Genomic DNA, 26745 nt, shown 5'->3' with positions numbered 1-26745 from the left:
CCTAATTAAAATAAACGTGGGCTAGCAATGAAGATATTGAGCTTATTTTTGTTTTTAAATCGGCAAAATCTTCGTTCACAATCGTCTCAGGTTTCAGCGCTTTAACGTCGCTATATGATTGTTTTACAACTTTAGAAAGTTTGGAAGCTTTGGAGTCGAAAACTGAACTCGGAAGGTAGCTGATTTGATTTTTTATCTCTAACATCTGATAGGCGATGGAACGCGGGTTTAATTCATCCAATGCAACAAGGTTTAAGACAGAGTCTCGCTGAGTTTCCACCGTGAACAGGTGGCGATGGGACATTGAACTATCAGCTAACTCGAGCGCTAGATCAAGCGAGCCAGCTGGCATGTCAGGCTGAGAAAAATTCATTAGAAGAGATGATGTTTCCAATGCTCTTTCAAGAGAGCGTCCAATGCTTAAAAAACGCCATCCGGTAAAACGATACATGTTCTCATGGATCAAACCAGAAAAAGCGGTAATTTTTTGAATAAGAATATTCATTGATCGTGCCAGCTCGTCTCCACTAGAAGGTGCTGACGTTTGCATACTCTTGGTTTCTTTTAGAAGGTTCTTTAGGGCCAACCAACCGTCATCAGAAAAACGGTCCCTAAGTTGAGCAGCAGAGTTTAACGCGCTATTGATTACCTCTATTATTTTAGTCAGAGGATCATAGTGTGCAGACACACCAACGGTTGTTAGGTTGTTTTCTAAAAGCTTTAGAAGAGGGCGTTCTGGGTCTGCATATTCTGCAAAACGGCTATGATATGCGCGTAGCATTCGCATCATAATTTCTGCACGTTCAGCATATCGGCCTAGCCAAAATAGATTGTCAGCAGCCCGACTAGGTAGATTTCGAGTTCTTTCTTGATGTTTGGCAGAACCCGTATTTCCGATTAGGCTTTCTTTTTCAACTTTTTGATCGGTAACGATCCAGACGTCTGAAACGGATCCACCTTGCTGTAAGGTGATGGCCGATGCGTTGTTGTCTCTTCCTATGCGGGCGTATCCCCCAGGCATAAATTGCCAACCATCAACTGTCCGACATGCAAAAACACGCAATGTTACTGGGCGTGGGGTCAATTTACCGTCTTGCAGAACTGGAGTTGTGGATAATGTTACGGCTTCTTGCCCAACTAAATGTTCACCTTCTGATTCTAGAAGACTTTCAAGTGTTGAAGAAGATGTGTTTGTTGTTAATTCGCCAATAGCTTTTTTTAAGTCGAGGCTAAAAGGCAAATTCGTCGTCATTGCTGAGCCGATAAGCATATTCTTTGCATTGGCGCTTACGTGCTGCCGTTCGACTTTCTGACCGCACCACCAGGTTGCGATATTGGGCATTTTTAACGGTTCATTGCGTAATTTTTTCGATATTCTCGGCATAAACGCAAGTAGTGCACGGGTTTCTACAATTCCCGAGCCTAACGCATTCACCAGACTTACTTTTCCATTGCGAGCAGCAGCGGCTAAACCTGCGGTACCCAGTTGTGAGTTTTCGTCTAATTCCAACGGGTCGGCAAACAATGAATCGAGCCTACGCCATAACACGCTAATTGGTTTTAATCCACGAACGGTACGGACCATGACCTCGCCATTTTCAACTGTCATGTCCTCTCCCTCTAATAGGGTCAGACCTAAATACCGAGCAATATATGCGTGTTCAAAATATGTATCAGTCATTCTTCCGGGAGTAAGAATACCGAGAATGTGATCAGAATTATCACTAAGATTAATCAAAGCTTGTCGAAATTCCCGGAAAAAACCAGCAAGTCGTTCGACATTTTCAGTTTCAAAATAGTCTGAGAAAACACGAGAAGTAGCAACGCGGTTTTCAAGTGCGAAGCCTGCTCCGGATGGCGCTTGAGCTCTATCACCCAACACCCACCAATTCCCAGCGGGGCCTCGCCCAATTTCAAAAGCTAAAAAATGGAGATGATGTCCGCCGCGGGGTTTTGAACCAACCATAGGACGCAACCATTCGGGGTTAGATGCAATGAGATTGGGAGGTAAAATACCGTCTCGAACTAAAGTGTTGTCTCCATAAACATCATTTAGAACCTCCTCTAATAGATCTGCTCTTTGAGAAAGGCCTTCACAGATGTTTTTCCATTCTCCTTCGGCAACGAGAACTGGAATATGGCTTAGCGGCCAGTCGCGTTCCTGCGTACCAGATTCACCATATTGACGATAAAAAACCCCCGCATCATCCAGATATTGGTTGCCGCGTAGGGTTTTTCGTTTCATTTCTTCTGGTGAAATAGAGCACAAATGGTTGATGAAGTTACGCCATATCGGGCGAACCTCTCCATTCGTTGTCATCATTTCATCAAATACACCGCTAAGCGGTGTATAGTAATTTAACAAATCACAAGATGAAACATCTTGATTAGTCTGGCTATTGGGCAAATTTAGATTCCAGCAGGCCTTCTGAGGTCCAAAGTCATAGGAAACTCTGGGTGAGGAGACTCGCCTAACACGTGATAGCTATTTGGTGAATGACCAAATTCCTGAAAACGTGCTAATCTCCGTGCTTCAGCTTCATTGCCATTGACTGGAAAGGTGTCATAGCTTCTACCACCAGGGTGAGCGACATGGTACACGCACCCACCAATAGCACGGCCAGACCATTTGTCATAAATGTCAAATGTAAGTGGTGCATCAACGGGGCGTACTGGATGTAAAGCAAGCGGTGGTTGCCAAGCTTTGAAACGTACGCCGGCAATTGCTGATTTGCCATCCGGAGATACGCTCAGAGGTACTTGGCGTTTGTTACATGTCACTTGATATCTGCTAAGATCAGCTCCGGTCAATTTTACTTGAACGCGTTCTACAGAGCTATCTGTATAACGTACAGTTCCGCCGATTGCGCCTGTTTCTCCCATAACATGCCACGGTTCCAGTGCCTGACGAATTTCTAGTTTCATACCTTCGACTTCAGTTTCACCACAAAATGGGAAACGGAACTCAGCTTGCGCTTTGAACCATTCGGGGTCCATGTCGAACCCATGAATTCGAAGATCTTCTAGAACCTCAAGGAAATCAGCCCAGACATTTTCTGGAAGCATAAATTTATCGTGGAGTGTTGTACCCCAACGTTTTAAATTGCCATCAATTGGGCTTCGCCAAAAACGAGCAATTAGAGCTCTAATGAGAAGTTGCTGAGCTAAACTCATGCGAGGCTCTGGAGGCATCTCGAAACCACGGAATTCGACTAACCCTAAGCGTCCGGTTGGACCGTCCGGCGAATAAAGTTTATCGATACAGATCTCTGCACGATGCGTGTTTCCTGTTACATCAATCAGAATATTCCGAAGGAGGCGGTCCACCAACCACGGCTGAGGCGCTTCTCCTTTGCCCGGATGTGGGATTTGAGATAGGGCAATCTCAAGTTCATAAAGGCTGTCATGACGAGCTTCGTCAATACGGGGGGCTTGGCTGGTTGGTCCAATAAACAAGCCTGAAAAAAGATAAGAAAGGCTTGGGTGACGTTGCCAGTGTAAAATAAGACTTCTTAATAGGTCAGGACGACGTAGGAATGGGCTATCTAGAGGTGTTGCTCCTCCAACAACAACGTGGTTTCCACCACCTGTACCGGTGTGTTTCCCATCTGTCATGAACTTATCAGCGCCTAGACGGGTCTGCCGTGCTTCTTCATAGACTGCAGTTGTAATATCTACGCATTCATCCCAACTAGAAGCGGGGTGGATGTTGACTTCTATGACACCTGGATCTGGCGCAACTCGAATGACGTTTAATCGCGCGTCTGAAGGAGGAGCATACCCTTCTATGTGAATTGGAAGTTCCAAGTCCTCGGCTGCTTGTTCAGTTATAGAGATTAGCTCAAGATAATCAGCCGCAGTTTCAGTTGGCGGCATGAATACACATAAACGCCCATTTCTTGGTTCCACAGCCAGAGCAGTTCTAACGTGTGTCGCCTGAATAAGGGTCGCATCTTGGACTTGTTGTTGTTCGGTCCTAATTTCTTCTGTGTTTTGACGGAATGGTTGAGGGCGTGGATTTAACTCATTGTTATAAGGAGCTTGTCCAGAAAATTCTGGAAGCGGGCCGTTTACACCAGTAGGATCAGCTTCGAACGTATAGGGGTATTCTATTTTATTGAGGTAAGGTAACGCACTTAAAGGTAGGCGGTATCCGACTGGGCTGTCCCCCGGAGTTAGAAATATTTTACCTCGACGCGTCGTCCACTTTTCTGATCGCCATCTCCGACCAGCACTCTTTGCTTGCCAACGTTGCACTGGTAAAACATATCCAGCAGGTTTTGTAAGACCACGCTCAAATACGCGGGCAATTCGTTCGCGCTCTTCAGCGTCATCCAATTTTGAATTGTCTGGTGTCACGTTTTCGGGGAGAGAGTTTTCTCGTAAGATCCACTCTGCAGGATCTTCGTAGGCCGGTGCGACCATATCCTGACTGATCTCTAGCTTCGAAGCTATAACTTCCAATAAGTCTGCCGCATCTTTTGATGTTGCTTCTGTATCCTGATCTTCTGCTGCGATAAGGTCTACATTTTTCCAAATTGGTTTTGCGTCACCGCGCCAATATAGGGAATATGTCCAGCGCGGAAGGGTTTCACCTGGATACCATTTGCCTTGTCCATAGTGTAGGAATCCACCGGGTGCAAAACGATCACGTAATCGGCGGATCAAACGGTCTGCTAAGACTTTTTTTGTTGGACCTACAGCTTCTGTATTCCATTCATCTGATTCAAAATCATCTATAGATACAAAAGTTGGTTCTCCCCCCATGGTGAGGCGGACATCTTCGCTCTTTAAAATCTCATCGACGCGTTGCCCTAATGCATCTAGTTTATCCCATGATGCATCAGAAAATGGTTTTGTAATACGTGGGTGTTCTGCTGTTCGTGAAACTTGCATATCGAAGTCAAATTCGACTTCTGCGTCACTGGCCATTCCGACAATAGGTGCAGCGTTGGAATAGTGAGGAGTTGCAGCAAGTGGAATGTGGCTTTCACCTGCTAGCAGACCCGATGTTGGGTCAAGACCTACCCAGCCGGCACCAGGCAAATAAACTTCACACCAAGCATGTAGATCAGTAAAATCTTTGTCAGTTCCTGCAGGACCATCGAGAGACTTTAAGTCAGGTTTGAGCTGAATTAGATATCCAGAAACAAACCTTGCAGCAAATCCAAGGTTTCTAAACGCATGCACCAATAGCCAAGATGAATCACGACAAGACCCTCTGGCTAATTTTAAAGTTTCTTCTGGTGTTTGAACACCAGGTTCCATGCGAATAACGTAATCAACAACTTTGTTTACAGCTAAATTTAATTCGACAATGAAGTCGATTGTCCGCAAACCCTTCTTCTTACCTTCTTCAAGGAAGTTGAATAAGAATGATTGTAATCGTTTTCCGGGTTTCTTTGTTTTTGTGTATATTTTTAAGTCATGCTTGAGTTCAGCTGGGTACTTAAAAGGCCATGTCTCAGCGAGTTCATCGACGAAAAAGTCGAAAGGATTATAGACGCTCATATCCGCGACTAAATCGACTTCAATTTTCAATTCACGGACAGGTTCTGGAAATACATATCTTGCAAGCCAGTTCCCGTATGGGTCTTGTTGATGGTTCACAAAATGCCCGCCGGGGCTCACTTTCAGTGAGTGTGAAATCACTGGAGTACGAGAATGTGGGGCGGGTCTCAATCTGATCACTTGAGGAGAAAGTGTTACTGGACGATCATATTTGTAATGAGTGAGGTGATAGATGCTGGCTTGGATAGACATGGTATCTTTCAGAAGCAGTGAACGAGATGTGGTATTTATTTTAATCCGAGCATGACTGCGAATAAAAGCGATAAACAGTAAATACAATCATACGCACTGCTATGCGCTTAAAAAGGTAAAACATTCCCTTTACTAGCCGCATATTTGTGCTGAAATCGCAATTCTTTTCACCTATTAGGAAATTGATACACCAATTGGGCGAGTTATTTGCCTTTCAGTTCGGTGAATAAGTCGTTTGGGCCTGAACATTCTTCTTGTGAGTAGGCGTTGCTTGTCTATAGTTAGTCAATTGAAGACTTTTCAATGTGCGTCTGAGGGGACAGATTATGAATTGGATTCTCGCTTTATTTGCCTTTGCTGGCATAATGGCAGTTATGTCCACGATTGCTTCTGTGGTCGTTGAAGCTATTCACAAAGTGTTTGCTCTTCGAAGTGGCGGAATGCAGGAAATGCTTCGGGCTTTGCATGATGGCGTTGTAATGCCGCTTGATCCTGAATACCCTGATGTAACACAAGGTTTACAAGGTGGTGCATCTAAGCGCGCGGATCAATTTGCTAAGCAAATGACACGTAGCCCGGCGTACGGCGGTAAAGGGCGTTGGTGGTGGATCGCAAATATACCATTTCTGAACATTTTTACGCGCCGATTTGAAAACCTCTCAAAACTGCAATTCGTTGAACAACTTACACAGACAGACTACGGACAGCGCTTATCAGGCATGAGTCGTCCACAGATAAAACAGTCACTTAATAGATTAGTGTATGAGTTTGATAGGTATGGTGCTGGGCAATCTGAATTTTTTGGTTCTCGTGCTAAAGTTTTTACAACTGCCGTCGCTTTGTTGATTGTGTCTCTTGGGAATGTGAATGCATTGGCAATCTACTCTCATCTCGCGACCAACCAAGGTGCACTAAGCGGTGTTTTAAATACGTTTAATTCTGAAGAGGCGTTGGATGGCTTTATCACTCAAAAGATCAATCAAGCGACTTTAGCTCAGTCTCAAAACGGCACCTCGACAGGGCTTGCTTCATCAATATCATCAGATTTTAGAATATTGTCTAATGCAGGCTTTCCTGTCGGGCGCAATTATTTTCCTTATTGTGATGTACCTGAAAACTCAAATTGTGATGTCAAAGGTTTCGCTGATTCAGTAAGTTTGTTTGGGCTATACGATAGTAAAGCAATACCCCGTATTTTGACACCAGAAGGCGCTCAGTGGTTGCTTGGTATGATTGCTACAGCAGGCTTGATCGGACTTGGTGCTAATTTCTGGTTTAATCTGTTTCGGGCGATGGCATCTTTTGCGCTTCGCAATGCGTCAGCAGCTAGTGGTACTTCACGAGCGCGAGCAACCGATCCAGTGCCACCAATGGCCGAAGGTGAGGTACGTCGACCGCGAGAAGTTAAAGGCTCTTTGGCTGCACCAGGTAGTGAGCCAGACCTTGATCTTCTTACCGATGCATTTCTCACAGTAGCAGGTAAAGAAGTAGGCGTACCTACCGCGACTGAGTCCGCAAATGTTGAGCCTGTAGTTTTGCCCCAATCATCCCCCGTAGTGCCTAAAGCTGGCGTATTTATTGGAGAGATGCCAACTCGGCCAGGACCAACAAAGCCGGTGACAATGAATAATGGTCTTCGAAAATATAGAGGGTAAGGAGTGATATTGTGATTTTATCGCCAGCTCTTTTTATGACGGCCGTTTCTGGTGTGATTCAACTTGGTAAAGCAGCAAGACACGCCAGAAGAGATCAATTGTTGTCACAAGATTTTTCTGTTCTTACGACTAGGTTTCCAGTTCATGACAGTCAGGAAATAGAATGGATGGCGGTTGATTATGTCTACCGCCGGCGAGATTTACATCATCATTGCCGTTTGGGCGGTGAATTAGATTCGTTGTTTACGGAGCAAAGCTTAGCATCAGGTGATGCGATGGAGCTGGCAAAGCCAACTGCGCGCCATAGGTCTCAGGTCGCGTCTTGTGTGGATTTTTTATACGAGGCTCTGAGAAACGAAATACCTGATGCTGTTGATAGTAAAATACTTCGGAATACCGCGTTAGACCCTCGCATTCAGTATATACACAAAGAATGGTTCACAAGTACGAAACCAAGCGGATGGGCTAGATTCGGGTTGGAGCTGGCTGATGTTGCATTGGACGTAATCGGGAGTCAGCCGCAAGTTCTTGGTTTCGATAAAAAAGCGGAAGGCATATTGGAAGGCTTAATACCAAGTCTGGATGTTTTAGTTGATAGAGTGAAACTAGATGGCGGCGGCGAACAAGGTTTTGGCGAACGTCTTGTTAAAACCTTCGTTCATTCCGCATTAGTGTCTGTGTCACAACATCCTGAATTAGTGACAAGCAAAGAGCGTTGGCAACCTGTTATTCATGGTATGATTGAGCCACTTAAGGCTGAAGTAGAAACAAGCGAAGGATTAGAGTTCCTTGCACATGAAAAACTAACACGAGTTGTGTCAGGGCCAATGGTTCATGGTGCACTAGTGGCCATCAACAATAATGCCGACGCTTTTTTAAAAGGGGATGCTGGGACCAAGAAACTGATGGGTGAAATTACCCGCACAGTGCTAGGCGATGCTGTTTCAATACGCCCTGATGCATTTAATATAGTGGATGCATTGTCAGAGGTCGGTGCATTAAAGGTATATGAGGCGACTTTGAAAACAGCTTCAAAAAGACCAGAACTGTTTATGAGGGGTCGTTCTTTAGAAACAAATTCGGCCAGACAGCTTCTTCAAAACATGGTCACTGTCATGCAGGACATGGCACCGCCTCCTTTTGATGCTAATTCTGGTTTTGGTTCTGAAATAATGAGTGCCGCGCTTGATGTCGTTGGCGAGTACGGAACAACGCGAATCCAAGGTAAAGCCGGAAACAAAGATTGGGATACTGCTTGGGCGGATGTTTATAGCCATTTGTTTGCGGATCTAATGAGCGGTTTGAAACTTGGTATCTCTAAAGGAAATCGCGGTGAGGTGCTTCAGCAATTGTTTACGCGTGAGCAAGCTGTTGATCTGGTAAAAGTTATGGCCGGTCATATAGCTTCGCATCCGCACATGGCGGCAGGTCGGTCTGCAAATTCCGAAGTGAAGGAAATTGCACGTATTGCAGCTCAAGCTATTTCTAGTGACGAATTAGGATTGCTTAATGCACATGACTGGAGATCAGTTGTGTCCGTTATGACATTGACCGCCGCTCGTAATCCTGGCGTACTTTTTTCTGTGAATGCAGAAGACAGTATGGGGCATGAGGTCGGATTAGAGTTGATTCAGCAGGTCTTACGAAAAGCTGGAGATGTGATGCACAGTGAAGGTCGTGTCACTGGCAGTGTTCTTTTTGGTGAAACACTCAGAGAAGCTCTTAAAGTTACTATTAAAGCGGCTAATGCCAATCTTGTGCGTGTTATTGAAAAAAAGACGACAGGTGACCAAAAGGCTCATATTCAAGAGGTTGGGTTGTTTATTGAGAAGCTGAACTCAATGTCGCTTTCTGACGATCCATCTACAACAATGAACGCTGATGAGTGGCTCTTTGTTTTTAAGTATTTTATCTCTCATATTCTTGAGAATGGTGTTGGAGCGGTGGATGAAATTCAAGCTGTCGATATCATCGAGGCTTTGAAGGCTGAAACCGGTGATACGAATAGTTGGAGTAACTAGCTAAAGATTTTCGATTTTAGAAAACAGGGAGGCACATATGTCATTGAGTTATTTGAAGGGGTTTATTGCTGCATCGGTTGTGTGGGGTGCAGGGTGTGCAACTACTCAAACATCAGGCAATTCAAATACTAATTATACAGACGCCACAGTGAAGCAATCTCACTGTCAGTATGGCAAAGATTTGGTCTCTCTTGAAAATATCAAAGACGCTATTTCCAAATTTGATGATCAAAGTATAGCGGTCCTAAAAAATATTGATGACATCAATCAACTGATTGCCAAGACTGAAAATATATCTTCATCATCGCGCCCCGAAGATGCCCTTGGATGTCGTTTTCTTGAGATGGAAGCACGTGTGTTGTTGATTGAAATGCCACCACAAGAAGGGCAGAGTGATCCATATACCTCTGCTCAAGAGGCAATTGAGGATGTCAAAACACTATGTACGACGACGAGTGATAGAAGAATGTGTTCTGTTGCTGGGCTTCATGATGCAACTCTGTTTTCACGTCGTTCAGCAGCTGAGTTGAAGAGGATAGCTGATTCTGGGAGCAACGTACCAATTAACTGGGAAGCAACCCGAAGTGTCACGCAATCGTTTGCCAATCATGTGAATACAAAATGGCCTGTATTGTTGCGCAGTTCCCAAGAGCAAGAGAATGTAACGAACGCAGCTATTGAAAGAAGTTTGTTTGCATCAGCATGCACCGCCGATGATGCCATGACTAAAATCAATCGCCGGGTCTCATTAAACTTCAATAGAGATCAGAACGGGAATTTAGTGCCATACGGAAAGGATTCAGGAGAATTGTTGGCTTATATCGCTGTGGCAATGGATCTAAGTCCTGATGATTCGTGCTATCGCAACCCTGTCGAAGGCAATTGTCGAGGGCGTTTGGCCAATATTGTACATTTGGCTTGTTTGCGTGCCGGAGAAAATGCAGGTTGAAGGTGTGTTTTTGTCCAAATAATTTGTTAAATTAGAACGACAATTTGCAGGATGTGAGACGTAATATTTTCATACTTGCTGTTTAAAATATTGCTGGAAACAAGATCACTACTTGACTGATGCAATGAGGACATTAGACATTGGCTTCACGGTTCCATGAGGGAACCATCTGATAGTGTTTTCATGCGCGTTGGCAAAAACGACACTATTGGCGAATGGTTTAGAGTTATGGCCGCGGCCTGTAAGAGATAGAGACCGTATGACGACTGAAACAAAACAGCCGGCATGGCGGAAGATACTTTCAGCCTACCAAAAACCCGATCTGACACATTCTATTTTTGAGATTCTACTTACAATTACTCCTCTTGCGTTGTTGTGGGCAGGAGCTTTTTGGGCGTCTGTGTCAGGTATGATTTGGCTTGCTGTCCTTTTGTGTCTTCCTGCAAGTGTTTTCCTTGTTAGGATGTTCCTGATCCAACACGATTGTGGGCATCATGCTTTTTTTAAATCGCCAACTATCAATAATTGGGTTGGTAGGTGTGTCGGTATTCTAACATTAACACCTTATGATGTTTGGAGGCGCACGCACGCGATTCATCACGCAGCCTCTGGGAACCTTGATCGACGTGGGTTAGGTGCGATTGATACACTAACCGTTGAAGAATATCAGGAGCTTAGTTCTCTCCAGAAATTTGGATACCGCGCTTATCGTCATCCAATTACATTATTCATTATCGGTCCGGTTTATATGTTCTTTTTAGAGCACAGAATACCGTCCGGTATCATGAAAGAAGGCTGGCGTCCGTGGGTGAGTGCAATCGGAACGAATATAGCGGTTGCGGCGATTGCATGGTTGCTTGTATCCAATTTTGGGTGGGCTCCATTGCTTGCTGTGTTTGTACCATCAGTATTTTTTGCTGCAGTTCTAGGTGTTTGGTTGTTTTATGTTCAACACCAATTTGAAGATGTTCTCTGGTTTAGAAATAATAAGTGGAATCACACTGAAGGGGCCTTATTAGGTAGCTCTCACTATGATTTGCCACAGCCTTTAAGTTGGTTGACTGGATATATAGGTATTCACCATGTGCATCATGCGGCGAGCAAAATACCTTTTTATAAATTACCTAAAGTTCTGAAAGACCATCCGGACTTAAAAGATTTAAACCGCCTTACATTATGGCAAAGTTTCAAATGCGTTCCACTAGCACTATGGGATGAACAGAATGAACGTATGATTTCATTCCGACAGTTTAGAAAACAGTTTGCTTGATGTGATTTTTCTTTAAAACCCTAAAAACCGCTAAGTAATTAGCGGTTTTTTTGTCTCTCCATTTCCAACACGTCAGAAGTAATTATGGATGAATTGATCCTTACGAACATTCCTCTTCTATTTGCCTTGATTTTCGCAGGTGCTGGCGCTGGTATCGCTGCTGGTATGTTTGGAGTAGGTGGAGGCATTATTATAGTGCCGGCTTTATATCTTACCTTTAGCTCTCTAGGTTTTGCTGAAACAGCAATGCATGTGTCGGTTGGAACATCGTTAGCTACAATTATTGCAACATCAATCAGATCTGTGCTGTCTCACAATGCCAAAGGGGCTGTTGACTGGCATATTCTGAAATTGTGGGGTCCATTCATAATATTAGGAGCGTTTGCAGGTAGTTTTTTAGCTGCAATCCTTTCTGGTCGGGCGCTAACTATATTTTTTGGTGCTGTTGCTTTTTTGCTTGCTGCACAACTTATCTTTGGGCGCCCGAGCTGGAAGCTAGCAAGTGATATTCCTAGCGGACCAATAGCTTGGTTTATATCCATCACTATTGGTTTGTGTTCATCATTGATGGGAATTGGGGGAGGTGTATTTGGTGTGACCACAATGGTTCTTTATGGTCGTTCTATACATCAGGCAATTGGTACGAGTGCAGGGTTTGGAGCTTTAATTGGTATTCCAGCTGTTGTTGGATATGTCATCAATGGATGGTATGTTGAAAATCTCCCACCAATATCTATCGGTTATTTGAACCTTCCGGGGTTTCTACTTATTGCGCTGATGACAACATCATTCGCGCCTATAGGTGCTTGGATTGCTCATGGTTTGGATGCCGTGAGATTAAGAAAAATTTTTGGGATTCTTTTGATTTGTACTGCAATCAATATGTTGAGAAAAGCACTTTGGGGATGACTTTTTCAACGTTTAAACAGTTTGAAACTACCTATTGCAGAGGCGCATACGCGATTTCTAGAATTAAGAGTAGCAGAGATTGTTGTCAGATTATCGCTAACCTCATTTAGTGTAACTTCTGCTTCCACCCATTTGCCAATCATTATGACGTGATGAAATTCTATTTTTAGAGTCAAGGTTACGAGTTTTTGGTCATAAATTTCGGATAACGCTTGGGCCATAAAGACGTCTAGTAGAGTTGAGATCATACCGCCGTGCATAAAACCCAAATTGTTGGTATGTCGATTTTCCGGCATGAAGCCAAATTTTTTTGGGGATGTATTATCTTTCGACTGATAACGATAAAAGGGGGCTAGTAGATCAACTAAAGGCCCCCGGTCTACAATTGGAACAAATCCGTTAGGAATAGAGTGGCGGTTGTCCATTTTGGATGCTCAATATCTAATTCAAAATGGTAATTGTATAGTGCACTACAGAGCCGTCCAGCCGCCTTCCATTTTTATATCAGCACCAGTGATGCTATTTGCAGCATCGGACATAAGGAAACACGTCATTCGGGCTATTTCTTCGATAGTTGTAAATTCTTTGGTTGGTTGTCGGTCAAGCATCACTGTTTTAATCACTTCATCGATTTCAAGATTTCTAGCTTTAGCTGTCGCTTGAATTTGGTTGTCGACTAACGGGGTGTGGACATAACCTGGGCAGATAGCATTTACTCGGATACCAAATTCAGCACCTTCCAATGCTGCTGTCTTTGTAAAGCCCATGACTCCGTGTTTGGCAGTTACATATGCCGATTTAAAAGGAGAGGCAGTCAAGCCATGCGCTGAAGAAATGTTTATTATGCGGCCCCAATTACGCGCTTTCATCTCTGAAAAAGCTAATCGAGTAGTATGAAAAATGGAACTCAGATTGAGAGAAAGTATCTGGTCCCATTTTTCAGTTGGAAAGTCTTCTATTGGCGCAATGTGTTGTATTCCAGCATTGTTGATAACGCCGTGGATATCACCGAAAGCTTCTTTAAAAACGTCAAACATATTATCAATCTCTGACGGATTTGTAAGATCAGCGTCTGAGTAAATGATTTTTCTGCCTGACGTGTTTTCCAGTTCTAACCTAAATGTTTCAATTTCTTCGGGAAGCCCAAGTCCATTGATCATTACATTACACCCTGCATTGGCTAAACCGATGGCAATCCCTTTACCGATACCACTTGTCGATCCGGTAACGAGTACATTTCTCCCTGTAAGGTCCAAAAAGTCGCTAAGTGGGTGTTTTGACATGTTCATTCCACCAAATTAGCTAAAGTTTTTGATTTGATTTCGTCGAGCGTAACGTTAGTTGCCAACTCCACGATTTTTAGCCCATGTGGAACAACGTCAAATACCCCTAAATCTGTAATGATTCTATCAACAACGCCTTTTCCAGTTAGAGGGAGGGTACAGGAAGGGAGAAGTTTTGATTCTCCTCGCTTATTTGTGTGATCCATGACGACTATAATGCGCTGCACGCCTGCAACCAGATCCATTGCGCCACCCATTCCTTTGACAAGCTTGCCTGGAATCATCCAGTTGGCGAGATCTCCATTTTCAGCAACCTCCATAGCACCGAGAATTGCAAGATTTATATGTCCGCCTCTAATCATGGCAAATGAAGTAGAAGAGGAAAAAAAGCTAGTGCGATCGAGTTCTGTAATGGTTTGCTTGCCAGCGTTTATCAGGTCGGCGTCTTCTTCTCCTTCAAAAGGAAATGGTCCCATTCCAAGCATGCCATTTTCCGATTGAAGCGTAACATCCACGCCTTCTGGAATGTAGTTTGAAACAAGTGTTGGAATACCAATACCAAGGTTTACATAAAAGCCGTCTTCAAGTTCTTGAGCTGCACGGGCAGCCATCTGGTTGCGGTCCCAAGGCATAATTATGACTCCTCTCTGGTGCGTGTGGTTACTTTTTCGATTCGTTTTTCATGATGTCCTTGGATCACGCGTTGAACGAATACGCCCGGAGTATGAATGTGGGCAGGATCAAGGGAGCCGACGGGTACAATTTCTTCTACTTCTGCGATGGTCATTTTACTCGCCATAGCCATATCTGGATTGAAATTCATAGCAGTTTTTCGGTAGATAAGGTTTCCCTGAGCATCGCCTTTCCAAGCTTTTACAATGGCTATATCGCCCGTTAGCCCTGTTTCTAAAATGTAGGTCTGACCATTAAAATCTCGGTGTTCTTTCCCCTCAGCAATAACTGTTCCCACACCCGTTTTGGTATAAAATCCTGCAATTCCAGCTCCACCAGCTCTGCATCTCTCAGCTAGGGTGCCTTGTGGATTAAATTCCAATTCCAGTTCACCATTTAAATATTGGCGTTCAAATTCTTTATTTTCACCGACATAAGAAGAAATCATTTTCTTGATTTGACGGTTTTCTAGGAGAAGCCCTAATCCAAAACCATCGACACCAGCATTATTTGAAATGACCGTGAGGTTTTTAGATCCATTCTTTTGGATCGCATTGATCAGTAGTTCGGGAATTCCACAAAGCCCAAAACCTCCCGATACAATGGTCATATTATCCTGTAGGAGGCCATCCAGTGCTGAATTAGCATCTGAATAAATTTTATTAGCCATTCTTCTTCCCCTTGTTGTGCTTTTAAACCCGAACATCTGGCGGTTCGTTAGATTATACTGAACCCAATTGACAGGTCATAAACCTATCTATACTTTCAACGCGTGTTGAAATCAACATTTGTTGAAAAATTGTTGGTTTAGAAGAAGTCAAAATGGCTCGCATTGGGAGGAATAGGTATGAACAGATCAAAAAAATCATTCGCGTTAGCAATGTTATTGGGTGCAAGCACAACTGCTTTGTCTGGCGTTGCGTTAGCTCAGACTGATAATGAAGTAACAGAGAGTGCAAAAACTTATGATACTATAGTCGTCACAGCTCAGAGACGTGAACAAAACTTACAAGATGTTCCTGTATCCGTCACAGCGATCAGTGGGGATGCGTTGGCAAATCTCGGTGTTGCAGACATGACGGAAGTTTCGAAACTTTCTCCAAATGTCACATTAGAAGTATCACGTGGTACGAACTCAACTTTAACGGCATTTATCCGCGGTGTGGGGCAGCAAGATCCTGTTTCTGGTTTTGAAAGCGGCGTAGGGGTATATTTGGATGATGTATATCTGAACAGACCTCAGGGAGCTGTTTTAGATGTGTTTGACGTTGAGCGTATTGAGGTGCTTCGTGGACCTCAAGGAACCCTATATGGTCGCAATACGATCGGTGGTGCCGTCAAATATGTGACAAAAGACCTTTCAGATGAACCAGAATTAGAAGTGAGTGGCGCTTACGGTACGTATGGACAAGCTGAAGCGTTAGTTAAAGGTTCGGTTCCGATATCTGATTCTTTCCGCGTCGGTGCAGCTGTCACAAAATTAAACCGTGACGGTTTTGGGAAAAATGTCATCACTGGCGCTGAAAATTATAACAAAGATGTACTTTCTGGTCGTTTGTCGATGGAATTAGATGCAACGGAAAGTTTGTCTTTCAAGCTGTCAGGTGATTATACGAAAGATGATTCTGTTGCACGCCAAGGACATAGACTTATTCCTGGCCAGTTATCGGGTGCTCCAGTTTTGGGTGATGTGTTTGATACACGCGCTGGATTGAATGTTGTTCAGCAAGAAGTGGAAGCTTATGGTGGGTCTTTTGTTACGACATTGGATCTGAACGACAGTATCACTATCAAGAACATTTTAGCTTATAGAGAAGATGAAACGACATCTCCAATTGATTTTGATAGTCTGCAATCTGCTGATCTTGATGTGCCAGCTATTTATGCAAATGATCAACTTTCAAATGAGTTGCAGTTGTCTTATACTGGTGACAAATTAAACGGAATTGCAGGGATTTATTATCTCGATGCAAATGCATCAACTGTGTTTGATGTGTTGCTAGCAAATACTGGTGCGTTGATTTCGTTGCCGGGATTAAATGCTCAGACATTTGGAGAAGTTGAAACAAAAACATGGGCTGCATACGCAGACTTTAGTTATGATTTCACCGAACAATTGTCTTTAACTGTAGGAGGACGTTTTACACATGATGAACGTACTTCTACCGTTTTGAGACGAACATATATTGGTGGTTTTTCTGAATTCTTCAATGGTGATGGTATCGTCATCGCCACATCTTCCGACTTTAATGGTTCAAATGAATGGGATGAATTTACGCCGCGTATAGCGCTTAGCTATAAGCCTACACCTGATCACAATATCTACGCGTCTGCATCCAAGGGCTTTAAAGGTGGAGGTTTTGATCCACGTGGTCAGACATCAACAGCGCCTGATTTAAACCAAGATTCAGTTGTGTCAGCTGAAGAAATTTATGAATTCATGTCATTCGACCCTGAATCTGTAAATAGTTTTGAAGTGGGGCTGAAATCGTCATTTGGAAACGGTAGGGTAACAACAAATATTGCCGCATTCCTTATGGATTATACTGATATTCAAATTCCTGGTTCAATCGGTGTCGATACTGATGATGATGGAATTAATGATACTTTCACAGGTGTGACGACGAATGCGGGTGCTGCTACTGTTTCAGGGATAGAATTTGAAGCTTTGGCGCATGTTGCTGATGATATCTTTACGACAGGTGACTTCTTAAATGCATCTGTTACCGCCGGGTATATAGACGCGCAATATGACGAATATATCCTCAATGAAGTTGATGTGTCTGATCAGCGTGTATTCCAGAATACTCCCGACTGGTCTGCGAGTGGTGTGTTTACATATAATACGCCTCTTGGGGGTGGTGATTTGAATGTTGCGACCACCATTTCATACAAAGGGGATTCAAGTCAGTTCGAAGCACCAAATCCTTTCTTGGATCAGGAAGCATTTACTTTGTATGATTTGAGTCTTGTGTGGACTGCACCTAATGATCAATGGACTTTAGGGCTGCATGGTAAGAACTTAACTGATGAGGAATACAAAGTGGCTGGATACAATTTTGTTTCAATTGGGCCAGACGGATCTTTCACGCCAACATTGGGATTAGAGGGGACTTTAACTGCATTTTATGGAAACCCTCGGACGTTTACTATGTCGGTAGGATATAAGTTCTAATATTCTAAAATCATTAAACTAAAAGAGCGGCGACGGAGAAATCAGTCGCCGTTTTTTATGTAACAATATACTAATTGTGACGTTTATTTTCTTCCGCAACTTGCTTCAAAACCGGCTATGCAAAATTCTAAAATGGTTTCATAGCCTTGTTGCAGGTCGGTAGAACGAAGTTTGTTGTTTGAAAGAGTATCCAAGCGTCCAGTTTGAGCGAAAGCTAAAGTTAGCGCGCCGGAAAGACAGTGGTAACTCCAAAGCATATCTGCTTCAGATGCTTCAGGGTAAGCCGCTCTTAGTTGCTCTAGGAATGTCCCAACCATTGGGTCAAAAAATTCTGACATGAGCTTACCACCCCATTCAGAAGAGTTATTCACGTATGCGACAAGCGCGTAATATTCTCTCCAGCCAGGTTTTTTAATATGGGAACCAGTGAGGACAGGCTTGAGATAAGCTTCCATGATTGAGCGGATAGAGGGCGGGTTGGGCGCTGCTTCTGCAACTGCTTTGTGAAGCGCATCTAAGCGCCAATCATTGAGAAGTTTCGCTCTACGTTTGAAAACGGCTTCAAATACTTTGGTTTTACGACCAAAGTAATAATTAGGTAAAGCAAGATCTACTTCTGCTAATTTAGCGATTTCTCGCAATGTAACGGCGTCAAACCCATTTTGAGAGAAAAGGATTTCACCAGCGTTGAGGATACGAGTACGGCGGCTAATTCCATCGCCGTCGGTAGTAGTATTTGATTGAGTCGTGCTTACCATCCGACAAGAATAGGGCGCGGATTATAAATGTCCAGATTTTCATATGTTTGATCTAACTATTGTGTCCTAAGTCATTTCATGTTCAACATCTGTTGAAATATAAAAAGACGGCGAGGAAACAATGAAGAATGGTGAAATCATCTACCAATCGCGAGATGGGCTAAATCTTTTTGCTAAAAGCTATGGACCTGAAGATGCAGATTTAACTGTTCTATGTCTTCACGGGTTAACACGGAACCATAAAGATTTTGAACCTATGATTCAAAGTTTGGGGAATCATAGACGCTATATCGCGATAGACGTGAGAGGACGTGGCCGATCTGATAGAGATCAAGATCCCTCGAAATATCGTTTAGATGTCTATGTGCAAGATGTCTTGGATCTGCTTGCGATCGTAAAACCTTCTAAGTTGGTCTTAATCGGGACTTCGATGGGAGGATTGATGTCGCTCCTTTTAAGCCAAATGCTTTCACAAGAGTTGTTGGGAGTCGTTTTAAACGATGTGGGCCCAAAACTTGAGCAAGCTGGACTTGAGAGAATTGCAGGGTATGTGGGCAATTTCATTGAGCATGATTCATGGGAAGATGCTGCGTTAGCAGTTGAAAAATCTCAACATTCAGCTTTTCCAAATTTCAGGCATGATGATTGGATGAAGTTTGCCAAGCGAACTCACAAAGAAAATCAAGATGGTAAAATTGTTTTGGATTATGATCCGGCAATTGCAGAAAGCCTGAAAAATATAGAAGCTGACATTTCAGTAGAGATGCAAACTTGGGCTTTGTTCGCTTCTACATTTAAACGACCTTTATTGGTTGTACGTGGCGAAATTTCTGATCTTTTCTCAAGTGATACGGCTGTAAAAATGGTTCACCGTCACGGTCGAGCGAATGTAATCTCTGTCTCAAACGTTGGTCACGCCCCAATATTGGATGAGCCTATCTGTGTGAAAACAATTGAGAGTTTTCTTAAAAAGCTGGAGTTAGGTCAATGAATGATTCCTTAAACAAACCAAGTACTGAAACTCAAACCAATTTTAAGGGGCGTGCCTATGTTTTAGGGCTTCTCACGCTGGTTTACACCTTCAACCATGTCGATCGTCAGATTTTGGTAACGCTTCTTGAGCCGATCAAACAAGAGCTCCACCTGAAAGACAGTCAGCTTGGTTTGCTGACTGGTCTTGCGTTTGCTGCTTTTTACGCGACATTAGGAATTCCCGTGGCTATGTGGGCTGATAGAGGAAATCGCCGAAATATCATAGCATTAGCTCTAACCGTCTGGTCCGCGATGACTGCAGTATCAGGGTTTGCGCAGAACTTTATGCATTTACTCATTGCCCGCATGGGGGTTGGTGTTGGTGAGGCCGGTGGTACACCTCCGGCAACAAGTATTATCGCTGATCTGTACCCACCTAAACAGCGCGCAATGGCTTTGGGTATTTACACTTCAGGTATCGGACTTGGTATCATGATCGGGTATGTGCTGGCCGCTGAAGTCTACGCGCATTTCGGGTGGCGAATAGCTTTCTTTGTGGCGGGTGTGCCGGGATTGTTACTGGCTTTATTGGTTCGTTTTACAATGAAAGAACCAAAGCGTGGCTTTTCGGAAGCGCGCGAGCAACATGAGCAAGCGCCAAGTTTGAAGGAAACATTAGCCTTTATAGGTACGCAAAAATCACTTATCTGGTTGTTGCTTGGATGTTTGATGATTTGTATTTCTGCGAATGCGTATGTGGCATTTATTTCAAGCCATTTGCAGCGTTCCTATAACTTGACTGTGATGGATGTGGCACTTCCTTTAGGACTTCTTATCGGGGTAGTGGGGAGTTTCGGTGCTATTGTTCTAGGAAATGTGTGTGATCGCTTGTCAGCTAAGGATCTTCGCTGGCGTCCATGGATGATTGGAATATGTTCGTTGGTTGCTCTGCCGTTTGCTTGGATGTTCCTCGGTGCAGAAACCGTAAATCACGCTTATATGTGGAATATCGTGCCGTGTTTCGTCGGACTAATTTATGCGAGCATCGCGTATACATCATCTCAAGAACTTGTGCCTTTGCAAATGCGATCATTTGCATCTGCTTTCACTCTGTTTTGTCTTACGTTGATTGGCATTGGGGGCGGACCACTTATCGCAGGAAGTTTAAGTGATTATTTTGCTGCGCAGGGAGTGGAGGCACCACTTACATTAGCTCTGCGGTGGATTCTCATTTTTAACGCGGCGAGCATTATCTGCTTTCTGTTCTCCGGTATTTTTTATCGGTCAGATGTAAAAAGAGCTTCTGAAGCTTAGATATTTTCCATTAGTAAATTTATGCCTTCTGGTTCTTTAGTGTCAAAACTGAGAAGAACCAGAAGGTATTTTTTTTAGTTTTTTAGGCGCGCAAGTACTTTTTTAGCCTGAACCAGATGCGGTGCATCTACCATTTTGCCATTGATCTGAAGTGCTCCGGCGTCGGGGTCACTTTTGAAAGCGTCCACAATAGATTGTGCTTGTGCAATTTCTATATCGGTTGGCGTAAATGCTTGATTGATAATGTCAGTTTGAGATGGGTGAATTGCCATCATGCCTGAAAAGCCATCACGTCGACTTCGCGCTGCATATGCTGCCAAGCCGTCTTGGTTTTTAATATCAACATATACTGTATCTATTGCTGCAACATCTGCAGCATGCGCAGAAAATAGTGACATACTGCGAAGCATTTCATAGGGGGGAGTATAGCTGCCGTCTTCATGTCTAGAGGTTGATGCACCAATGGAGGCTGGCAAGTCTTCCGCTCCCCATGTTAAGCCTAGTAAATATTCCGACACTTCACGATAGGTGCCTAATTCAAAGACGGCAGTTGGGGTCTCTGTCGTAATCGGAATGATAGGAATAATAACTCCATTTAGAAGCTTGATTAGGGTAAGAATAGATTGCGCTCCCTCAGCCTTGGGCAGAATTATTCCAGCAGGCGGGAAGGGAAGTAGACAAGACACATCCTGTGCCGCCCATTGCGTCGTTAAGGGATTAATACGGACGAATATAGGCTTAGGTTTCGGTGTCTTTAAAAATTCTGAAACAGCAATGCGTGCCTCTTGCTTGTGAGATGGAACAACGGAATCTTCCATATCTAAGATAATGGCATCTGCAGATGAATTTATCGCTTTTTCAAAGCGGTCAGGGCGGTCTGCCGGTACAAACAAAAGGGATCGTAGTTTCATGCTTCTCTCTTTTTCAATAGAGCCGTTCGTAAGCACTGACAAACCAATTCATCTCGCTGATTATACATACGGTGGGTGAATGTAACGATACCAGCATTGGGGCGTGATTTGCTAACTCTCATCTCCGTGATTTCTGTTTCTGCGCGCAAAGTATCACCGATAAAAACAGGATTTGGCATAACGACTTTATCATAACCTAGATTGGCGATGAGTGTTCCAAGAGTTGTGTCACCTACAGAAATACCAACCATTAGGCCAAATGTGAAAATGCCATTTACGACGATTTGGCCAAATTCTGTGCTCTCTGCGTATTCTTTGTCTAAATGCAATGGCTGAGGATTGTGTGTCAGCGTAGTCATCATGATGTTGTCAGTGTCAGTTACAGTACGACGTAAATCATGCTTGATAATGTCACCAATAGTCCACTCATCAAAATATTTGCCAGCCATAGGAATTAAACCTCTTCATCTTGATGAGATACGATTTCCAACAATATCATGCCTTGCATAACATTTTGGTCAGCTTCCACATTTACAGAAATAACTTTTCCATCAAATGGCGCGGTCATGCTGTGCTCCATTTTCATTGCTTCAAGCGTGATAAGGGGTTGGCCTTTCGTGACCTCATCACCTAGTGCTATTGAAAGTGAAAGTATTTTCCCAGGCATGGGAGATGTAATCTGGCCATCTGATAAATCACCAGCACCGGATTTAGCTTTACCGCGCGGCAAAGACACAAGGTAGGGCCACCCTTGATCAATACAAAGTAGACCACCTGAGACTTGCTCCCAATAAGGGCAGTCATCACAATATGGGTCTACACTTATAGTATGGGTCTCGCCATCAATGCTTATACGCATTGAAAGATCAGCTTGTGATCCATTTCTGAAACCAAATAATCCATTCCATGGGCCGGCTTTATCTTCGTCACTTAGAAGAAATGATATGGCCTTTAGTTTATCAACCTTTAAGGGAGGCTTTGCTGTAAGAGGTTCTAAATTTGAATCAATGAATCCGGTGGTATAGCTGCCCGCTTCAAATGCTTTGTGGTTCAATAGATTACAAAGAAATCCAGCATTGTTGATCACAGGGTAGGTCGAAACGTTTTCACATGCTTCAGCTAGGCTATGCATAGCTAATTTGCGGTTTTCTTCATGTACAATCAGCTTGGCGACCATTGGATCATAAAAAGGAGTGATTTCAACTCCATCTTGAATCCCAGTATCGACACGCACACCATACGGCATGTTTAGCAGGTTTATTTTACCTATGGATGGTAAGAATCCGTTCGTGGGGTTCTCGGAATAAAGTCTCGCCTCCATAGCCCAACCATTAATACTGATATCTTCCTGTTTAACGGGGATTGGTTCACCTGAAGCGACACGTATTTGCCATTCGACCAGATCAATACCTGTAATGGCTTCTGTAACAGGGTGCTCAACCTGCAACCGCGTATTCATCTCCATAAACCAGATGCTATCTGCGTTTAGTTCACCAGAAGCATCTGCAATGAATTCAATTGTGCCTGCACCTTCATAGTCTACAGCTTTGGCCGCTAGAATTGCAGTTTCACATATCCGTGCACGCGTTTCTTCGTTCATGCCAAAAGCAGGTGCTTCTTCAATTACCTTTTGATGGCGGCGTTGAAGCGTGCAATCTCTCTCGAACAAATGGACAATATTCCCATGTTTGTCGCCAAACACTTGTACTTCAATGTGACGCGGTGCAGTGATCCATTTTTCTAAAAGTACGCGATCGTCACCAAAAGAAGAGGCTGCTTCGCGTTGGCATGATTTGAGAGATTCAGCAAAGTCCTTAGCATTGTCTACTTTACGCATACCCTTACCACCGCCGCCAGCGACAGCTTTAATAAGGACAGGGTAACCAATAGTTTTAGCTTCTTTTTCAAGCCGTTTTATAGATTGATCTTTGCCAAGGTAACCGGGCGTACAAGGAACACCGGCTTTCTCCATGAGTGTTTTGGCTGCATCCTTTAGTCCCATAGCCTGTATGGAAGATGATTTTGGGCCAATCCATATTAAACCAGCATCTATGACGGCATCAGCAAAAGCTGCATTCTCTGACAAGAAGCCGTAGCCTGGATGGATGGCATCAGCGCCAGTTTTTTTTGCTGCTGCAATAATCTTTTCGCCAACAAGATAGCTTTCAATTGCTGGTGAAGGACCAATGTGAATAGCTTCATCCGCCATTTGTGTGTGAAGCGCTTTTGCATCTGCATCAGAATATACTGCAACTGTTGCAATATTCATTTCTTTAGCTGTGCGCATAATCCGGCATGCAATTTCACCGCGATTGGCTATCAGTATCTTTTTGATCATGACATCACATCCTGAACATGCCAAAGCGGGCATGATCGGCTATTGGCGCATTTAGAGTTGATGCGAAGGCTAGACCGAGTACATCACGTGTCTGAGCTGGATCTATAATTCCATCATCCCATAACCGCGCCGTGGCAAAGAATGGGTTTCCTTCTTCTTCATATTTGTCTCGAATAGGCTGCTTAAAAGCTTCTGTTTGTTCAGGTGTCCAGTTTGTTGCGTCACGGTTTACAGTTGCGAGGACACTTGCAGCTTGTTCACCTGCCATCACGCTGATGCGGCTATTGGGCCAAGTGAAAAGATAACGGGGGGAATAGGCGCGGCCACACATGCCGTAATTGCCTGCACCAAAGCTTCCGCCGATTAGCACTGTAATCTTGGGGACTTGGGCAGTTGCAACAGCGGTTACCATTTTTGCGCCGTGTTTTGCGATGCCTTCAGCTTCATACTTTCCGCCTACCATAAAGCCAGAAATGTTTTGTAAGAAAAGAAGAGGGATTTTACGCTGACAGGCTAACTCAATGAAGTGCGCACCTTTTTGAGCACTTTCTGAAAATAGCACGCCATTATTTGCTAGGATAGCAACTGGCATCCCCCATATGTGGGCAAAGCCTGTGACAAGCGTTTCCCCAAAGTTGGCTTTAAATTCGTTAAACTTACTTCCATCAACGATGCGGGCTATTATTTCTCGGACGTCATAGGGCGTTTTAAGATCTTGTGGAATGACACCATAGAGTTCATCTGCATCATATAGTGGAGATTCCGGTTCTATTATGTTTAGCTCGGGAAGCTTTTGTGGGGGAAGGGTTGAGATAATGTCACGTACGATTGTGAGTGCGTGTTCATCATCATCAGCGATATGGTCAACAAGTCCTGATTGGCGTCCGTGAGTATCGGCACCGCCCAATTCTTCAGCGGAGATTTCTTCGCCAGTTGCAGCTTTGACCAGCGGCGGACCGGCTAAAAAGATGGTGCCCTGATCGCGGACAATGATAGATTCATCACACATAGCAGGCACATATGCACCACCAGCTGTGCAACTTCCCATGACACACGCTATTTGCGGGATGCCTTTTGCTGACATATTGGCTTGATTGAAGAAGACACGTCCAAAATGGTCTCGGTCTGGAAATACTTCACTTTGGTGAGGCAAGTTAGCGCCGCCAGAATCTACCAGATAGACACAAGGCAAGTGGTTTTCTTCCGCTATTTCTTGAGCACGAAGGTGTTTTTTTGCAGTTAAGGGGTAATATGTGCCACCTTTTACGGTAGCATCATTGATAACGATCATGACTTGTCGACCACTCACACGGCCTATACCGCAAATAATGCCGCCGCCAGGCACTTCATTGTCGTAAAGATTATAGGCGGCAAGCTGACTGACTTCTAAAAAGGGTGAGCCGGGGTCTAATAAAACCTTTAGCCTTTCTCGAGGTAAGAGCTTTCCGCGTGCAACATGTTTGTCTCTGGATTTTTTTGGGCCACCAAGCCCAATTTCAGCAATGCGTTCTCTCAATTCTTCATTGAGAGCTTTATTTGATGCATGTCTTTGTCGGAAAGTTTCCGAACTGGTGTCTAGTTTGGTTTCAAGCGTTGGAGCACTCATTAAGCCAGCAACTCCCGAGCTATGAGGTAGCGCCGAATTTCGTTCGTTCCAGCACCAATGTCATAAAGTTTTGCATCTCTTAAAAAGCGTTCAACGGGCCATTCTTTTAGATATCCTGCACCGCCCAAAGTCTGAATGGCCTCTAGAGAAGATTTAACGGCGTTTTCACTGGCGAGAAGAATAGCACCTGCTGCGTCAAAACGTGTTGTTTGTCCGGCATCACAGGCACGTGCAACAGCATAAGTGTAGGCCCGTGCTGAATTTAGAGCGACATACATGTCTGCTATTTTTGCTTGTACGAGCTGGAAGCTACCAATGGGTTTGCCAAATTGTTTTCGGTCTTTCACGTAAGGAATGCACACATCCAGACAGGCTTGGATTATGCCTAAAGGGCCCGCAGAAAGGACTACCCGCTCATAGTCCAACCCGCTCATTAAGACTTTTGCGCCGCCATGAACTTCGCCCATTATATTGCTCTCGGGTACGAAGCAGTCCTCAAATACTAACTCGGCGGTGTCAGATCCGCGCATTCCCAGTTTGTCCAGCTTTTTTGATACTGAGAAACCTTCAAATTCTTTCTCTATAAGAAAAGTTGTTACACCCTGATTTTTATTGTTTGGGTCTGTGCGGGCGTAGACGACGAGCGTGTCGGCTTCGGGGGCGTTTGTTATCCAGAACTTTGTTCCGTTGAGAAGATAGCCACCATCAACTTTTTCAGCTTTTGTGACCATGCCTAATACATCAGACCCGGCACCAGCTTCTGACATGGCAAGTGATCCGACATGTTCCCCAGAAATGAGTTTAGGAAGATACTTCTTTTTTTGTTGATCTGTACCCCAACGCCGGATTTGATTGACGCATAAATTGGAGTGCGCACCGTATGAAAGACCAACAGAAGCTGATGCCCGAGAAATTTCTTCCATCGCCACAACGTGTTCAAGATAGCCAAGCCCCAAACCGCCGTCTTCTTCAGAAACAGTAATTCCATGAAGCCCAAGATCTCCCATAAGAGGCCATAGGTGTCGCGGGAATTTATTTGACGCATCTATTTCTGCAGCGATCGGGGATATTTTGTCATCAGCAAAGCGTCGACATGTTTCTCGGATCATGTTTGCTGTCTCGCCCAAAGCGAAATCAAGGTTCATCATT

At 43.9% G+C, this 26745-nt stretch carries 20 protein-coding genes; 8 read left to right on the top strand and 12 right to left on the bottom strand.

All coding sequences use genetic code 11. From position 1 onward, the window contains the following. Position 1 precedes the first annotated feature (1 nt). Both AC5EF3_RS07640 and AC5EF3_RS07635 read right to left on the bottom strand, forming a co-directional pair. Positions 2-2407, bottom strand: a complete 2406-nt coding sequence (locus tag AC5EF3_RS07640; protein ID WP_493547602.1) for a circularly permuted type 2 ATP-grasp protein — start codon at positions 2405-2407, stop codon at positions 2-4. Positions 2408-2409: 2 nt separating this feature from the next. Beyond that, entirely contained in the window at positions 2410-5763 is a 3354-nt protein-coding gene (locus AC5EF3_RS07635) for a transglutaminase family protein (protein WP_493547601.1), read from the bottom strand. Positions 5764-6089: 326 nt separating this feature from the next. Here AC5EF3_RS07635 and AC5EF3_RS07630 point away from each other — a divergent pair, with 326 nt between their 5' ends. The 5 genes from AC5EF3_RS07630 (at position 6090) to AC5EF3_RS07610 (ending at position 12567) form a co-directional block, all read left to right on the top strand. Continuing rightward, positions 6090-7418: a hypothetical protein gene (locus AC5EF3_RS07630; protein ID WP_493547600.1), complete on the top strand. Its 1329-nt coding sequence runs from the start codon at positions 6090-6092 to the stop codon at positions 7416-7418. 11 nt (positions 7419-7429) lie between these two features. Then, positions 7430-9439 carry a hypothetical protein gene (locus AC5EF3_RS07625; RefSeq protein ID WP_493547599.1) on the top strand — a complete coding sequence of 670 codons (2010 nt, stop codon included), beginning with the start codon at positions 7430-7432 and terminating at the stop codon, positions 9437-9439. Between the two features lie 37 nt (positions 9440-9476). Continuing rightward, complete coding sequence (locus AC5EF3_RS07620) at positions 9477-10388, top strand: hypothetical protein (RefSeq protein WP_015827427.1); 912 nt, start codon at positions 9477-9479, stop codon at positions 10386-10388. A gap of 259 nt (positions 10389-10647) precedes the next feature. Next, on the top strand, positions 10648-11658 hold the full coding sequence (locus AC5EF3_RS07615) for a fatty acid desaturase (protein WP_015827428.1): 1011 nt from the start codon (positions 10648-10650) through the stop codon (positions 11656-11658). Between the two features lie 84 nt (positions 11659-11742). Then, complete coding sequence (locus AC5EF3_RS07610) at positions 11743-12567, top strand: sulfite exporter TauE/SafE family protein (RefSeq protein ID WP_493547598.1); 825 nt, start codon at positions 11743-11745, stop codon at positions 12565-12567. Positions 12568-12572: 5 nt separating this feature from the next. Here AC5EF3_RS07610 and AC5EF3_RS07605 read toward each other — a convergent pair whose 3' ends face one another. Genes AC5EF3_RS07605 through AC5EF3_RS07590 form a run of 4 tightly spaced genes read right to left on the bottom strand, consistent with a single transcriptional unit; the run spans position 12573 to position 15192 of the window. Next, positions 12573-12992, bottom strand: coding sequence for a PaaI family thioesterase (locus AC5EF3_RS07605; RefSeq protein WP_493547597.1), 420 nt, complete (start codon positions 12990-12992; stop codon positions 12573-12575). A 45-nt stretch (positions 12993-13037) separates the two neighbouring features. Next, positions 13038-13850 (bottom strand): 3-hydroxybutyrate dehydrogenase, encoded by an 813-nt coding sequence (locus AC5EF3_RS07600; RefSeq protein ID WP_493547596.1) that lies wholly within the window; start codon positions 13848-13850, stop codon positions 13038-13040. Between the two features lie 2 nt (positions 13851-13852). Then, positions 13853-14482 carry a 3-oxoacid CoA-transferase subunit B gene (locus AC5EF3_RS07595; RefSeq protein ID WP_493547595.1) on the bottom strand — a complete coding sequence of 210 codons (630 nt, stop codon included), beginning with the start codon at positions 14480-14482 and terminating at the stop codon, positions 13853-13855. Positions 14483-14484: 2 nt separating this feature from the next. Further along, a complete protein-coding gene (locus AC5EF3_RS07590) occupies positions 14485-15192 on the bottom strand; it encodes a CoA transferase subunit A (protein WP_493547594.1) in 708 nt (235 codons plus the stop codon). 177 nt (positions 15193-15369) lie between these two features. On the opposite strand from AC5EF3_RS07590, the gene AC5EF3_RS07585 reads away from it, so the two are divergent. Further along, complete coding sequence (locus tag AC5EF3_RS07585; protein ID WP_015827434.1) at positions 15370-17697, top strand: TonB-dependent receptor; 2328 nt, start codon at positions 15370-15372, stop codon at positions 17695-17697. Between the two features lie 83 nt (positions 17698-17780). Here AC5EF3_RS07585 and AC5EF3_RS07580 read toward each other — a convergent pair whose 3' ends face one another. Continuing rightward, on the bottom strand, positions 17781-18455 hold the full coding sequence (locus AC5EF3_RS07580) for a TetR/AcrR family transcriptional regulator (RefSeq protein ID WP_015827435.1): 675 nt from the start codon (positions 18453-18455) through the stop codon (positions 17781-17783). Between the two features lie 121 nt (positions 18456-18576). Here AC5EF3_RS07580 and AC5EF3_RS07575 point away from each other — a divergent pair, with 121 nt between their 5' ends. After that, complete coding sequence (locus AC5EF3_RS07575) at positions 18577-19446, top strand: alpha/beta fold hydrolase (RefSeq protein ID WP_493547593.1); 870 nt, start codon at positions 18577-18579, stop codon at positions 19444-19446. Continuing rightward, a complete protein-coding gene (locus AC5EF3_RS07570; RefSeq protein ID WP_493547592.1) occupies positions 19443-20741 on the top strand; it encodes a spinster family MFS transporter in 1299 nt (432 codons plus the stop codon). Before AC5EF3_RS07575 ends, AC5EF3_RS07570 begins: the two co-directional genes overlap by 4 nt. Positions 20742-20815: 74 nt before the next feature. Here AC5EF3_RS07570 and AC5EF3_RS07565 read toward each other — a convergent pair whose 3' ends face one another. From AC5EF3_RS07565 to AC5EF3_RS07545, 5 genes are read right to left on the bottom strand one after another with little or no spacing between them, the layout of a single operon-like run. Further along, positions 20816-21652, bottom strand: coding sequence for an HpcH/HpaI aldolase/citrate lyase family protein (locus tag AC5EF3_RS07565; protein WP_493547591.1), 837 nt, complete (start codon positions 21650-21652; stop codon positions 20816-20818). Continuing rightward, complete coding sequence (locus AC5EF3_RS07560) at positions 21649-22101, bottom strand: MaoC family dehydratase (protein WP_493547590.1); 453 nt, start codon at positions 22099-22101, stop codon at positions 21649-21651. The genes AC5EF3_RS07565 and AC5EF3_RS07560 overlap by 4 nt, the downstream gene beginning before the upstream one ends. 5 nt (positions 22102-22106) lie before the next feature. After that, positions 22107-23990, bottom strand: a complete 1884-nt coding sequence (locus AC5EF3_RS07555) for an acetyl/propionyl/methylcrotonyl-CoA carboxylase subunit alpha (protein ID WP_493547589.1) — start codon at positions 23988-23990, stop codon at positions 22107-22109. A gap of 4 nt (positions 23991-23994) precedes the next feature. Next, a complete protein-coding gene (locus AC5EF3_RS07550; protein ID WP_493547588.1) occupies positions 23995-25596 on the bottom strand; it encodes a carboxyl transferase domain-containing protein in 1602 nt (533 codons plus the stop codon). After that, on the bottom strand, positions 25596-26744 hold the full coding sequence (locus AC5EF3_RS07545; protein WP_493547587.1) for an isovaleryl-CoA dehydrogenase: 1149 nt from the start codon (positions 26742-26744) through the stop codon (positions 25596-25598). Before AC5EF3_RS07545 ends, AC5EF3_RS07550 begins: the two co-directional genes overlap by 1 nt. Position 26745: the final 1 nt, after the last annotated feature.

The sequence above is a fragment of the Hirschia sp. genome, from assembly GCF_058892565.1.
The sequence above is the reverse complement of the archived record's forward strand: the minus strand, read 5'-3'. Positions and strand labels throughout refer to the sequence as shown.

Coding starts and splice junctions, on each gene's coding strand:
- AC5EF3_RS07605 (WP_493547597.1), bottom strand. CDS start 12,992: ATGGACAACCGCCACTCTATTCCTAACGGATTTGTTCCAATTGTAGAC.
- AC5EF3_RS07570 (WP_493547592.1), top strand. CDS start 19,443: ATGAATGATTCCTTAAACAAACCAAGTACTGAAACTCAAACCAATTTT.
- AC5EF3_RS07585 (WP_015827434.1), top strand. CDS start 15,370: ATGAACAGATCAAAAAAATCATTCGCGTTAGCAATGTTATTGGGTGCA.
- AC5EF3_RS07635 (WP_493547601.1), bottom strand. CDS start 5,763: ATGTCTATCCAAGCCAGCATCTATCACCTCACTCATTACAAATATGAT.
- AC5EF3_RS07630 (WP_493547600.1), top strand. CDS start 6,090: ATGAATTGGATTCTCGCTTTATTTGCCTTTGCTGGCATAATGGCAGTT.
- AC5EF3_RS07560 (WP_493547590.1), bottom strand. CDS start 22,101: ATGGCTGGCAAATATTTTGATGAGTGGACTATTGGTGACATTATCAAG.
- AC5EF3_RS07615 (WP_015827428.1), top strand. CDS start 10,648: ATGACGACTGAAACAAAACAGCCGGCATGGCGGAAGATACTTTCAGCC.
- AC5EF3_RS07595 (WP_493547595.1), bottom strand. CDS start 14,482: ATGCCTTGGGACCGCAACCAGATGGCTGCCCGTGCAGCTCAAGAACTT.
- AC5EF3_RS07545 (WP_493547587.1), bottom strand. CDS start 26,744: ATGATGAACCTTGATTTCGCTTTGGGCGAGACAGCAAACATGATCCGA.
- AC5EF3_RS07575 (WP_493547593.1), top strand. CDS start 18,577: ATGAAGAATGGTGAAATCATCTACCAATCGCGAGATGGGCTAAATCTT.
- AC5EF3_RS07565 (WP_493547591.1), bottom strand. CDS start 21,652: ATGAAACTACGATCCCTTTTGTTTGTACCGGCAGACCGCCCTGACCGC.
- AC5EF3_RS07620 (WP_015827427.1), top strand. CDS start 9,477: ATGTCATTGAGTTATTTGAAGGGGTTTATTGCTGCATCGGTTGTGTGG.
- AC5EF3_RS07580 (WP_015827435.1), bottom strand. CDS start 18,455: ATGGTAAGCACGACTCAATCAAATACTACTACCGACGGCGATGGAATT.
- AC5EF3_RS07550 (WP_493547588.1), bottom strand. CDS start 25,596: ATGAGTGCTCCAACGCTTGAAACCAAACTAGACACCAGTTCGGAAACT.
- AC5EF3_RS07610 (WP_493547598.1), top strand. CDS start 11,743: ATGGATGAATTGATCCTTACGAACATTCCTCTTCTATTTGCCTTGATT.
- AC5EF3_RS07590 (WP_493547594.1), bottom strand. CDS start 15,192: ATGGCTAATAAAATTTATTCAGATGCTAATTCAGCACTGGATGGCCTC.
- AC5EF3_RS07600 (WP_493547596.1), bottom strand. CDS start 13,850: ATGTCAAAACACCCACTTAGCGACTTTTTGGACCTTACAGGGAGAAAT.
- AC5EF3_RS07555 (WP_493547589.1), bottom strand. CDS start 23,990: ATGATCAAAAAGATACTGATAGCCAATCGCGGTGAAATTGCATGCCGG.